This window comes from Microcoleus sp. PH2017_34_RAT_O_A (assembly GCF_020737885.1).
In the GTDB taxonomy this organism is placed as follows: Bacteria; Cyanobacteriota; Cyanobacteriia; order Cyanobacteriales; family Microcoleaceae; genus Microcoleus.
Genome location: NZ_JAEQDD010000016.1, coordinates 40,033 through 51,511 on the forward strand (window position 1 = coordinate 40,033; position 11,479 = coordinate 51,511).

An 11,479-nucleotide genomic window follows, 5' to 3' on the forward strand; every position below is an offset into this window, starting at 1 on the left:
GCACTCACATAGGTTTGTAGTGAGGAATGCGAGTCCTTCTTCAGATTTTGGATAAGGAAGGACTCGCATTCCTCACTACGAACCTAATTATTATTATTTATTTGATCGGGCTAGATTTGAGTTAAAGAAAGTTCAAAACTTACAACTATTTCTAATTAGAAATCCTCGGGATTCTGTTCTTGCATCAAAGCTTCAAGTTGGTCGTCAACATTTCTGACAACTTGTTCCAAAGCGGGTAAACCTTCCAAAGGTAAAGGAGAAAGCCGAGTGCGATCGCGAATTTGATTCACTTTCCGCTGCAATTCTTTGGCCAGTTGCAGTGCATCTCGACTCAGAGTAGACAATTGCTGCTGCTGGTAAAACCTCAAAGCTGCTCCCCGCAAGACTTGCAGCGTTGCTTCTTCCTTGCCACCCACGGGCATTACTCGCAAGCGCAACAGCAAATGAGTTTTTCCATAGATGCGTTCTACTTCGACTTGTTTGGGATGTTCCACCGGGGAAACAGGCATATCTGTCAGCCGTTTCAACTCGTCGATGACTTCTTGAAACAGGAAGGGAGAGAGACCTTCGAGGATCGATTTCAAAACGCCGTCTTGACTCCAAAGAATCCTACCTTGGGACTGGTGTCTCTCAAAAAACAGCCTACCGATACCGTCTACGAGCACTCTACCGAGCAATTCTTGCAGCAGTTGGGGCGCGGGTAAAGTTGCCAAAACTTCGACGGGGCTTGACAAGTGCACGGCCTCGACATCCAAAACCGAAAGTTCTGTCGGCGTCAGCAAAACCTCAGCATCGGGAGGTTTCAACCGATCGGGAACCCGAATGGAGGGTTCGGGTACAGACAGCAGGGTGTCTGCTTCGGAGCTTGATGTTGTTGGTGCGGGATTTATTGGTGTTGGGGCTGGTATCGGTGTTGGGGCTGGTGTGGTTTCTGTCAGGCTGGGTTCTCTGACTTGGTTCCCGTGGAGCAAGTAAGCTGAGAGCATCGAACGCTGAGTTTCCGGGGCAATTTGCTCCGTTGTCACCGAGCAATTCATGTATGCTAAAATCCGCTGCACGTAGTCCAAAGCGGAGTCATCTTGCACATCGACTACGCCCAATTTAAATAGATTGCCTTCTAGAGATAAAGGCAAAACTTGATAGTAAAGGCAAGCTTCAAAGGGAACAACTGTATCGATTAGTTGAAATATTCGATCGGAGTCCATTGTAGTCGCCGAGTCTGTTGAAGATGTATGTACCATTAGCTTCTCTGTAGTCGGAAGCGCGATCGATCGCGCCACGCCAACCTGATTTATACAATTAAACTCTGCAACTTCCCTGACGGAGGTATTCGCATGAAAACCGGAAGATTTGATGAAAGAAAAATCTTGAATCTCAGAATTTTCCCCGTGCTGTATTCCAGTCTCAAATTATACAGAAGGATTGACAGCTAGATAATGGCGGGCGCACTATCGACGAAATATCATCTATCGCCCCAGATTGATTCCCGCGGCTGGCAAAGATAAAATTGTGTCTGAATGCCCAAGTTTGAGAGATACACCACAACCGATGATTGACAGGTAACTGCTGAATTGAGGATTGGTTCAAAAATCCTGATTCATTCGATCGTCCTACTAATATCTTACTCCACAAAGTTCACGGTGAGCATCCCCGATCGCGAGCCGATTTTAGATTTTAGATTTTAGACTTCGACGGCTTCGATCGCGTCGAACGATTTTAGATTTTAGATTAACTCCTCTATATAAATCTGGAAGCTGGATCTTTGGTCTCAAATTTGGGGCTCGACGATCGTGAGTGTAGATCGTACAGTATCCTTTTTGCCGGGATCGCGGTAGCAGTTGCGATCGAACGATCGATCGCGGTTTCCACGGGGAAACTCGCAGCAAATCTGGCTGTTCGGGAATTGATTTGTAGCGCGAATTCGGAAAATTCCTACCGCCAATTAACAATTAGCAATTCCCTCCGCTACGCTTCGCCCGCCACTCATTACCAATCTACTCGTTTCGGAGGGATTGAGCAGCTAAATAGAGTTTGCTCCACTCGCCGATGACTTGATTGGTTTTTAACTTTAATTCAGAGGCGATCGTCTCTACACTTTTCCCTGCTTTGAGCGATTCTATCAACTGTCGCTGCACCGGCGTGAGATCTTGTAAATATTGCTGCCACTGGGCGGGAGTCAAGCCCAAACTGTGTTCTTTGAGCGAAATTTCCAGCCAGTTAGCGACTAATTCTGGTGCTTGTTTGACTGCAAACACCCGAATCGCGTGGTAACTGACTTTTTCTCGCAAGCGGTAAATTTGTTTGACTGGCACCTTCAAATCCTCAGCAATTGCCTCTTGGGAACGGCCTTGCAGGTAAAGCCGCAGCCATCGCGAAGCCAGCGGATCGACTTCAGCAGTCAAGTAATTCTCAAATTCTTGTTGGACAATCTGCCGCTGAGTTTGCCGTTCTTCCCAAGCTTGATGTTCTCGATAATCCGACATCGCCTGTTCGTCTAGCAAGCTGAGCGGTTCGTCTGTATCGTCAGGCAGAACCTGTTCCGACACCAGCCGCACCCAATCTCCCGCCGGGACTTGCGTCAACCCGCCCCGCTGGGAACGCCGCAGGTAGTTGACGAAGCGGTACACCAGCAGCGGCTGGTTGCGGATCGGCCGCAAGCAGTATTCTTCAGTGCTCGCTAGCAGCAAAGCATTTCGCAAGCGTTTATCTGTTGTGCATTCGGCAATCCAGGCGACTTGCTGCTGGAGGTAGCGATCGGAATTCAGCATTTCCTGAATCACTTCTTGCAGTACCTCTACCGCACTGCGCTGTCTGTCGCGCGAGAGAGAAACCCACGCTTGGATTTTTTGCCGGAGCACCACCAAACCGCCCAGGCGCCCGATCAAGTTGCGGTAAGCTCTTTCTGGCGCTACTCCCAGATAGCGCTGCTGCAAAATTCGATATAAAAAGTCGATCGCCCCAGAAGCGACAGCGAGTTGAGTCGGATTTAGAGTGTCAAATCTTTCTGGCTTGTCTCCCAACAGCCAGCGAACAACACTCTCGCGAGTGCTAGAGCTCTCGTCGGGGCAATCTTGTTCGAGTCGCGACTTCCAATCTTCTGCTAGTCTTTCCGCCAAGGTCATGAGCTGCTGAGAATATCTTTCACCCCCGATTTTAAGTGCTATGCTGATCATTTGAGTGTTTTTTAGCTCTAATCAGACCTGTGACCGGTAAAATAATTCTGTGATGTTATTATCGCGATCGCAATTCCAGGCTATTTTGACGGCCGATCCATAACTTTTGTAACGATCGAATCGGGAGATGAATTGCCTCTTGACAAAAACACCAAACTTTGTTATGTAAAAATTTTAGGTCAACTAACGCACTCACCAGCCAATTACCAATTACCAATTACCAATTACCAATTACCAATTACCAATTACCAATTACCGATTACCGATTACCGATTACCAATTACCGATTACCAATTACCAATTACCCATTACCCATTACCAATCCGTAGCTCCCTCACTTCACAATTTCTATATGCCTAACTTTTTATTAGAACTCGGCACCGAAGAATTGCCCGCATCTTTTGTCGCAGGCAGCGTCCAACAGTGGCAGGAACTCGTACCTGCAACTCTGGCAGAACAATCTTTGACAAATGAATCAATTAATGTATACGCAACTCCGAGGCGTTTGGCCGTTCTTGTTAAAGGACTGCCACTCAAGCAATTAGACAGAGAAGAAGAGGTAAAAGGGCCGCCCGCAAGTTCGGCTTTTAAAGATGGCAAACCGACGAAAGCAGCCGAAGGTTTTGCGAAAAAACAAGGCGTAGAAATCGATGCTTTGGAAGTTCGCGCTACCGATAAAGGCGATTTTGTGTTTGTTCTCAAACAGATTCCGGGGCGGATGACGGCGGATATTTTGGTCGAACTTGTGCCGCAGTGGATTAACAAGTTAGAAGGCAAAAGATTTATGCGGTGGGCTGACGGAGATTTGAAGTTTCCGCGCCCGATTCGATCGATCGTAGCGCTGTTTGATGATACTGTACTGCCGATCGCATTGGTCAGCGGTTCAGATACCGTCAAGAGCGATCGCATTTCCCAAGGACATCGGGTGTTGCACACCCCCCCTACACCGGAGATGGGGGGGGTCTCGATTCCGCAAGCCGAGGATTATGTCGAGTGTCTGCGGGCTGCTGGCGTGGAAGTCGATCGACAACAGCGCAAAACTCAAATTAAAGCACAAGTAGAAGCCGCCGCCACCAAACAAGGCGGTTACGCCGACATTACCGAAGATTTGTTAGAAGAAGTTACCGACTTAGTAGAATGGCCCAACGCCGTAGTCGGCAAATTTGACGACGGTTTTTTGATGTTACCGCCGGAAGTAATCACCACAATTATCGTCACCAACCAGCGCTATTTTCCAATTCTCAAAAGCCCAGAATTCCCCGAACTCCTACCCTATTTCATTACAATTTCCAACGGCGATCCGGCAAAATCGGCGATTATTGCCGCAGGTAACGAGCGAGTCGTGCGGGCGAGATTGGCAGACGGTCAGTTTTTCTACAAAGCAGACTTGGTAAAGCCTCTAGAGGATTATTTGCCAAAGTTGGAGACGGTCACTTTCCAGGAAGATTTGGGTACAGTGCGCGCCAAGGTCGATCGACTGTGCAAGATTGCCTCTCTCATCACCAAGCAACTGCAAATCACCGCCGCAGAACAAGCTTACATAGAAAGAGCAGCATTGCTTTGCAAAGCCGACCTTGTAACCCAAATGGTTTACGAATTTCCCGAAATGCAAGGAATTATGGGTCAGAAATACGCCTTAGCTTGCGGCGAACCGGAAGCCGTAGCAACAGGAATTTTCGAGCATTATTTGCCCAAAGGTGCGGGCGATAATTTGCCGCAAACTCTCACAGGTCAAGTTGTCGCAATCGCCGATAAATTAGATACATTAGTCAGCATCTTCGGCTTAGGAATGCTGCCGACTGGTTCCTCCGATCCCTTCGCCCTGCGCCGCGCCGCCAATGCAATAACTAACATTATTTGGGCGTCTCAGTTGCCAATCAATTTGCACCAACTACTTGCAGAAGTTGTCGCAGAATTTACCGCGGTGCGCCCCCAAACATCGGCGGAGTTGCTATCGCAATTATACGAGTTTTTCCTGCAAAGAATTCGCACTTTGCTGCAAGAAGAAAAGAATGTAGATTATGATTTGGTGAATGCAGTTTTGGGAGAAAACGACCCAGAATATACTGAACGAGCATTAAGAGATTTGTTGGACGCGCTGGAAAGAGCAATTTTCCTGCAACAAATCCGCAATGACAAGACTTTGGATCTGATTTACGAAACAGTCAACCGTTCGACTCGTTTGGCGGCTCAAGGTGATTTGGATAAGGTAGAATTGGAACCGAAAACGGCGGTGAAACCCGAGTTATTTCAAAAGTCTTCCGAACAAGCTTTTTACGATGCTGTGGTGCAGTTAGTGCCGCAAACGCTGCTATCGAAGCAAACTCGCAATTACCAACAGTTGGTAGATAGTTTGACGGAGATTGCTCCGGCTGTGAGCAGCTTTTTTGACGGGCCAGAAAGCGTTTTGGTGATGGATTCTGACCCGGAAATTAAGCGCAATCGCTTGAATTTACTGGGTTTGTTGCGGAATCACGCGCGGGTGTTGGCTGACTTTGGGGCGATCGTCAATCGATTTTAAATTTTTAAGGTACGTTGTTGCGCTTCAGCGCTCTTTCCTGCGGGATCATCTCATTTTTGTAAAAAGCATTTTTTCTTTGAGGTGCTCGCACTATAATAAATGCAAAACTGAGATACTCCCCTTTCATACATAGATGAAAGAGCGCTTAAGCGCAACAACATACCTTTTTTCGTAAATTAAGCATAATGGCCAATAGGCAAAAATTCATGCAAGGTTAAGATATAAACTTAGAAAACCAGGGAAATTCGCTCCATCACACACATAACGTATGCCGATCGCTCATATAATTGGATTAGGAAAATCAGGGATTGCCGCCGCCAGACTGCTCAAACGCGAAGGATGGGAAGTAACGCTGAGCGATCGCTCATCGGCCCCAAACTTGCTCGAACAACAACAGGAACTAGCTAACGAAGGCATCAACCTAGAATTAGGTAAATCTTTTGAACCTGACAAATCCATAGAATTAGTAGTAGTAAGTCCGGGCGTTCCCTGGGATATTCCAGCATTAGTACGCGCCCGAGAATTGGGAATTGAAACAATCGGAGAAATGGCTCTCGCGTGGCGCTATCTCAAATCTCCTTGGGTAGCAATTACTGGTACTAACGGCAAAACTACAACTACTGCTTTAATTGCTGCGATTTTTGCCGAAGCAGGGCTTCATGCTCCCGCTTGTGGCAACATTGGTTATGCTGCGTGCGAATTAGCTTTAGCTGAGAAACCGCCTGATTGGGTAATCGCAGAAATCAGCAGCTATCAGATAGAATCATCGCCGTCGGTAGCGCCGCGCATCGGAGTTTTGACGACTTTGACGCCGGATCACCTCAGCCGCCACAAAACTTTAGAAAATTACTACAACATTAAAGCCCATTTGCTAAAAAATTCGGAATTGCAAATCATCAACGGTGACGATCCTGGTTTGCGACAGCAAGGAGTTGACATTTGGCCGGATGCGTGTTGGACGAGTGTTAAAGGTGAAAAAGATTTGTTGGGAAAACACGCTTTTGGAGCGTACATCGAAGACGGTTGGGTAATTGCTCAAGGCGAGAAAATTTTGCCTGCTGAGTCTTTGCGGATGGTGGGCGAACACAATTTGCAAAATTTGTTGATGGCTGTGGCAGCGGCTAATTTGGCAGGGATAGATCAAAGTGCGATCGCCCGGGCGATCGCGAAATTCCCCGGAGTGGCGCACCGCCTCGAACACATCCGCACCTGGGAAGGCATAGATTTCATCAACGACAGCAAAGCGACTAATTATGATGCGGCGGAAGTTGGGTTAGCTGCTGTCAGCGCGCCGGCGATTTTGATTGCGGGCGGCGATCCCAAAGAGGGCGATGATAACGCTTGGATTGATACAATCAAGGCGAAGGCTGTTGCAGTGCTGTTAATTGGGGATGCAGCGGGCCTTTTTAGCGATCGGCTAGAACAAGCAGATTATAACGCTTGGGAAATCGTCGAAACAATGGAAAGAGCCATTCCCAGAGCCGCAGAATTAGGCAAACAAAACAAAGCTAAAGTCGTACTGCTTTCGCCAGCTTGCGCCAGCTTCGATCAATACCAAAGCTTCGAGCAACGCGGCGATCATTTCCGTCAATTGTGTCTCGAATCGCTTCCCAAAAAGTAGGGCTGCATTACGCGATATCCGCAGGGACACGGCAATGCCGTGTCCGGTGCTGGAACCTACAACTTTATAAACAGGCCATCCCTCAAACACTCTTCCAAATATCCTTAATTTTTGCCTGCTGTTCCCATTCCAGCTCATCAAAAACTAGCATCATTTCCTCATGAGTGTAATCAATAATAATCGCAGCCAACTGAGCCACCGTTTTCGCTTCCAGCAGCGCTAGTTTCAATTTAGTCATTACTTCTTTATCCATTAACGCTAAAACTTTAATCTTGACCTCACTTTGACTTTATTTCTGCCTGCAAATCTCATTTAATTTTGGCTGAAAACTGGCAATCTCAGCAGCACTGATTGTATCATGATACCGCGAGGAGATTAAAAAATCTTCCCGACAAAGCTGAGAGCGCAATTTTTCATCAATCTCCAGAATCTTGCCTTCGGAAGCAACATTTTTTCGCAACAAAGCTGCGATTTCCCGTTCCAGTTGGCGATTTCCTTGCTCGAAGAAATCTTGAGAGTTAGAACGAAATAAACCGCTATTAACTTGTTGAACTTGGCTGATTGTCAACGATTGAGCCGAGACAGCAGCCGGAAATACAAAAAAGAATACTGCCAGCCACAAGCTAGGAATTATTGGTTTGAGAATGCTGTTCATCACTATCGGGAGGACTTTTTACCTCTATTGGTTTCTCGTCTTCTGACTCGCTGGCTAATTCATCTTCTAGTGCGAGTTTTTGTTGCCACTCGGTAAGCTGTTGAAAAAGTTGCTGGTTAATTTGAAATACAGGTTTGTTAGTTTCAGACATATTGACTCCTGAACGAGATTGAAAGAGTTAGATTTACATAAAAAGGTGCGCGCGGCGCACCCTACTAATATAAATTATAGCTGTGAAACTTTTACCAGGGACATGATGATGCCAATCAATGAACCGCCAAGCAAAGTTAAAGTAGCTAAGGTACTAATACCAAATCCTGCGGCTCGTTTTTCCGCCGCTTGGTAATAACCCCAAGCAAACAAAATGCGTCCAACTATCCAAACTGCACCGATACCGGCTGCCCAAATTGGGCTGACAAATTGCGAAAACAGCCATAGCGAGGGCAAAAATAGAATCATTTGCTCTAGGGTATTTTGCTGAACTCGCACTACTCGTTCAAAGTCCGGGTTTCCTGTCATCTGCGGGGGAGAAACTTTGTATTTGAATCTGGCTCTGCCAACGTTGATGGTAACAACGAAGTATAGAATTAATGCTGAAACAGTTATTAGACTAGGCCAGAGTGTGGCGTTTGCTTCTGCGAGCATGATTGGGGATTATTGGGGTGGACTAGATATATTCATTATACTATTTTTCTTGACGACGATTGTAGACTGCGTGGAATCGCAGACGAGGAATTTGTTAACTTAGGTGCGCTGACAGACAAGCTTCAAGAGCACCAGCAATTTTCCGAAATCCTTCTCGGTTGGGATGAACGCCATCGGGGAGATCGTCAAGGCTGAGGATATTATATAAATCAACAAAATCTATGGGCTTCCCTGCTTGTTGTTTTTCCTTGACTAACTCCTCGCTGTTTTGATTGTATAGTTTAACTCGCTGATTTAAGGTGGGTTCAGACATTGGCGGAATTGCAGCGACAAAGAGTTTAACATTGGGTGCAGTTTCAAAAATGCGATCGATTAATTGGTTGAGGCGATAGCTTGCAGTTTCTACTTGATACCATTGTCCGATATTATTGGTGCCGATGAGGAGCAAAATAATATCGGGTTGGAAGGTTTGCAGCCACTCCACAACCCGATCGCAAATTTGTTCGATCAGCCAACCGGAATGTCCCTCGTGATGCTGAGAGAGTAAGGTATCGGGGCCATTGCTTAGGGAACCGACAAACTCAATAGCATAGCCTCGATTCTCCATTGCAGGCTGTAAATCGATGCGATATCCTCCTGGTACGAAGTATCCATCGGTAATTGAGTCACCTAGGGGCATTATTTTGATGGGACTATTTCCCGGTGAATCAGTGTTGCTGGAGAGGCTTGAAGGATCGGGATTTTGATTTTCCACGACTATGTTTGATAAATAACTAAGTTAACTACGCTTCAGTTTGTAGTGAGGACTTCAGTCCTTTTCCCTTTGTCTGAAGAAGGACTAAAGTCCTCACTACGAACCTGGATGAAGAAGGACTAAAGTCCTCACTACGAACCTGGATGAAGAAGGACTAAAGTCCTCACTACGAACCTGTCAGTGCAGCAATTCTTCTAGTTTTTGCTGGTTCCACAAATACTGATAAAGCCCTGTTTCCTTTACCAATTCTGCGTGAGTGCCGCTTTGCACTATTTCTCCCTTTTCCATGACGAATATGCGATCGGCACTCGCGGCTGCTGACATTTGGTGCGAGATAAAAATTACGGTTTTGCGATCGGTTCCGGTTGCCAAGTTCTGCAAAATATCGGTAGCAGTTTGATTGTCCACGCTGGAAAGAGCGTCATCTAAAATTAGCACGGGAGCGTCAACTAACAAGGCTCTAGCTAGTGCTGTTCGCTGCCTTTGTCCGCCGGATAAGGTAATGCCGCGCTCGCCGACAACTGTTTTGTACTGTTGCGGAAAGTTGAGGATTTCGGGGTGGATTTGTGCCTGTTTGGCGGCTGCTTCAATCTGGGGTTCTTCTGCTAAAGGATTGCCGTAGCGGATGTTATTCTTGATGGTAGTACCGAACAGAAAGCTTTCTTGGGGCACGTAGGCGATCGCCCCGCGCAACTCCCTCAACTTCACCTCGGTAATATCCTGCCCGTCTACAAACAACTCACCCGCATCGATATTCAGCAAGCGCGGCAGGGCATTAGCCAAGGTTGATTTGCCAGAACCGATCGCCCCAACAATCGAGACTGTTTCGCCCGGTTTGATGGTAAAATTGACATCTTTGAGCGCGGGTATCTTAGCGCCTGGATAGGTATAATTCAAATTGCGAGCGACTATTTCACCTTTGACAGGAGTTGGCAAGTCCGCTGCATCGGGAGCATCCTTAATTTGCGGTTCCACAGTCAAAATTGATTCTATGCGATCGACACTGACTTCTCCGCGCTGGTAAGCAGTAATGGTGAAACCCAACAGCGCCGTCGGAAATACCAAACGCTCGACATAAATCAGCAATGCCACAAAATCGCCGATGCTAATTTCGCCCTTAGCAATTGCTCCGCCACCTGCTGAAAGTAGTACCAACAAACTGATGCTGGCTAAACCGCCCAGTAGTGGAAAAATAAAGTTTCTAGTTTGGGCTAATGTCAAATTTGCTGATAGCAACTTGGCGTTACAATCGCGAAAAGCTCGACGTTCGTTTTCTTCTTGAGCATAGATTTTAATTACGGACATTCCGCTCATATCCTCTTGAATTAAATCGCTCATCGCCGATAGTTCTTCTTGGACTGCTAGTTGCTGGATGCGAAGTTTGTCGCTAAATAACTGTACCAAAACTAGCATTAATGGATAAACTGCGATCGCCAACAGCGTCAGCCGTACATTAATCCCCAGCATCACCGGCAAAGTCAAAGCATAAGCAAAGGCTGTATTCGCCAAACTCAGCACTGCAAAACCCACCAAGCGGCGAATATTGTCCAAGTCGGAAGTAGCGCGATTAATTAAATCCCCTACAGTATTGGCAGCAAAATAAGACGGTTCTAATGTTAATAAATGATTAAATATTTGCTGTTTGAGGTCAAATTCTACTTGACGCCCGACGCCAAACAGCAGAATCCGCGATGCCATCCGAATTCCCCACATGATTGAAGCTAGTACGAGAATCAGTATCACGTAGTTGAAAACTTGGTCAAATTTAGTCGCCACTTGGAGTGTGTCAACTGCATTCCGAATCAGTAGGGGAATGTAAACGCCCACAGCATTGACAATTAATAAGGAAAAAACGCCCCAGAATGTCGGTTTCCAGTGCGGGCGCATATAAGAAATGAGTTTTTGCAGTCGAGAATAACGAGCCATAGGTATAACAGTTGACAGTTGACAGTTGACAGTTGACAGTTAGTACCGAATTTAACCGTTGATGCGTATAGCAGTTGACAGTTGACAGTTGACAGGGGGCACTCCAATATCCGATCGGGCGATATGTCACAAACCACATTATATCTATGAGGACACGGCAGTGCCGTGTCCCTACAGCGGGTAT

The 11,479-nt window shown here is 46.6% G+C and carries 12 protein-coding genes; 3 read left to right on the forward strand and 9 right to left on the reverse strand.

Translation table 11 applies throughout. The annotated features are described in order from the left end of the window. Positions 1 to 155: 155 nt before the first annotated feature. The 3 genes from JGK11_RS08130 to JGK11_RS08140 all read right to left on the reverse strand — a co-directional run bounded on the left by JGK11_RS08130 (position 156) and on the right by JGK11_RS08140 (position 3,173). Positions 156 to 1,241, reverse strand: coding sequence for a hypothetical protein (locus JGK11_RS08130; RefSeq protein WP_293177889.1), 1,086 nt, complete (start codon positions 1,239 to 1,241; stop codon positions 156 to 158). A 527-nt stretch (positions 1,242 to 1,768) separates the two neighbouring features. Further along, positions 1,769 to 1,942 carry a hypothetical protein gene (locus JGK11_RS08135; RefSeq protein ID WP_293191214.1) on the reverse strand — a complete coding sequence of 58 codons (174 nt, stop codon included), beginning with the start codon at positions 1,940 to 1,942 and terminating at the stop codon, positions 1,769 to 1,771. A 52-nt stretch (positions 1,943 to 1,994) separates the two neighbouring features. After that, positions 1,995 to 3,173 carry a HetZ-related protein 2 gene (locus JGK11_RS08140; protein WP_293191216.1) on the reverse strand — a complete coding sequence of 393 codons (1,179 nt, stop codon included), beginning with the start codon at positions 3,171 to 3,173 and terminating at the stop codon, positions 1,995 to 1,997. Positions 3,174 to 3,305: 132 nt separating this feature from the next. On the opposite strand from JGK11_RS08140, the gene JGK11_RS08145 reads away from it, so the two are divergent. The 3 genes from JGK11_RS08145 (at position 3,306) to murD (ending at position 7,315) form a co-directional block, all read left to right on the forward strand. Continuing rightward, positions 3,306 to 3,533, forward strand: a complete 228-nt coding sequence (locus tag JGK11_RS08145; RefSeq protein ID WP_293196549.1) for a hypothetical protein — start codon at positions 3,306 to 3,308, stop codon at positions 3,531 to 3,533. Then, positions 3,526 to 5,694 carry a glycine--tRNA ligase subunit beta gene (gene glyS, locus JGK11_RS08150; RefSeq protein WP_293211217.1) on the forward strand — a complete coding sequence of 723 codons (2,169 nt, stop codon included), beginning with the start codon at positions 3,526 to 3,528 and terminating at the stop codon, positions 5,692 to 5,694. The genes JGK11_RS08145 and glyS overlap by 8 nt, the downstream gene beginning before the upstream one ends. A 268-nt stretch (positions 5,695 to 5,962) precedes the next feature. Next, a complete protein-coding gene (murD, locus tag JGK11_RS08155) occupies positions 5,963 to 7,315 on the forward strand; it encodes a UDP-N-acetylmuramoyl-L-alanine--D-glutamate ligase (RefSeq protein ID WP_293177900.1) in 1,353 nt (450 codons plus the stop codon). An 82-nt stretch (positions 7,316 to 7,397) separates the two neighbouring features. Here murD and JGK11_RS08160 read toward each other — a convergent pair whose 3' ends face one another. From JGK11_RS08160 to JGK11_RS08185, 6 genes are all read right to left on the reverse strand, one after another. Next, positions 7,398 to 7,553: a hypothetical protein gene (locus JGK11_RS08160; protein WP_293177903.1), complete on the reverse strand. Its 156-nt coding sequence runs from the start codon at positions 7,551 to 7,553 to the stop codon at positions 7,398 to 7,400. A 51-nt stretch (positions 7,554 to 7,604) separates the two neighbouring features. Beyond that, positions 7,605 to 7,970, reverse strand: a complete 366-nt coding sequence (locus JGK11_RS08165; protein ID WP_293204828.1) for a hypothetical protein — start codon at positions 7,968 to 7,970, stop codon at positions 7,605 to 7,607. Continuing rightward, positions 7,939 to 8,121 carry a hypothetical protein gene (locus JGK11_RS08170; protein ID WP_293204826.1) on the reverse strand — a complete coding sequence of 61 codons (183 nt, stop codon included), beginning with the start codon at positions 8,119 to 8,121 and terminating at the stop codon, positions 7,939 to 7,941. The genes JGK11_RS08165 and JGK11_RS08170 overlap by 32 nt, the downstream gene beginning before the upstream one ends. A gap of 74 nt (positions 8,122 to 8,195) precedes the next feature. Next, on the reverse strand, positions 8,196 to 8,615 hold the full coding sequence (locus JGK11_RS08175; protein WP_293177912.1) for an MAPEG family protein: 420 nt from the start codon (positions 8,613 to 8,615) through the stop codon (positions 8,196 to 8,198). A gap of 94 nt (positions 8,616 to 8,709) precedes the next feature. Next, positions 8,710 to 9,369, reverse strand: coding sequence for an SGNH/GDSL hydrolase family protein (locus JGK11_RS08180; RefSeq protein WP_293196543.1), 660 nt, complete (start codon positions 9,367 to 9,369; stop codon positions 8,710 to 8,712). Positions 9,370 to 9,546: 177 nt separating this feature from the next. Next, positions 9,547 to 11,295: an ABC transporter ATP-binding protein gene (locus tag JGK11_RS08185; protein ID WP_293177918.1), complete on the reverse strand. Its 1,749-nt coding sequence runs from the start codon at positions 11,293 to 11,295 to the stop codon at positions 9,547 to 9,549. Positions 11,296 to 11,479: the final 184 nt, after the last annotated feature.

Bases quoted from the DNA above. Each gene is read 5' to 3' on its own strand.
- JGK11_RS08170 (WP_293204826.1), bottom strand. From the start codon at position 8,121: ATGTCTGAAACTAACAAACCTGTATTTCAAATTAACCAGCAACTTTTT.
- JGK11_RS08160 (WP_293177903.1), bottom strand. From the start codon at position 7,553: ATGACTAAATTGAAACTAGCGCTGCTGGAAGCGAAAACGGTGGCTCAG.
- murD (WP_293177900.1), top strand. From the start codon at position 5,963: ATGCCGATCGCTCATATAATTGGATTAGGAAAATCAGGGATTGCCGCC.
- JGK11_RS08130 (WP_293177889.1), bottom strand. From the start codon at position 1,241: ATGGTACATACATCTTCAACAGACTCGGCGACTACAATGGACTCCGAT.
- JGK11_RS08165 (WP_293204828.1), bottom strand. From the start codon at position 7,970: ATGAACAGCATTCTCAAACCAATAATTCCTAGCTTGTGGCTGGCAGTA.
- glyS (WP_293211217.1), top strand. From the start codon at position 3,526: ATGCCTAACTTTTTATTAGAACTCGGCACCGAAGAATTGCCCGCATCT.
- JGK11_RS08185 (WP_293177918.1), bottom strand. From the start codon at position 11,295: ATGGCTCGTTATTCTCGACTGCAAAAACTCATTTCTTATATGCGCCCG.
- JGK11_RS08175 (WP_293177912.1), bottom strand. From the start codon at position 8,615: ATGCTCGCAGAAGCAAACGCCACACTCTGGCCTAGTCTAATAACTGTT.
- JGK11_RS08140 (WP_293191216.1), bottom strand. From the start codon at position 3,173: ATGATCAGCATAGCACTTAAAATCGGGGGTGAAAGATATTCTCAGCAG.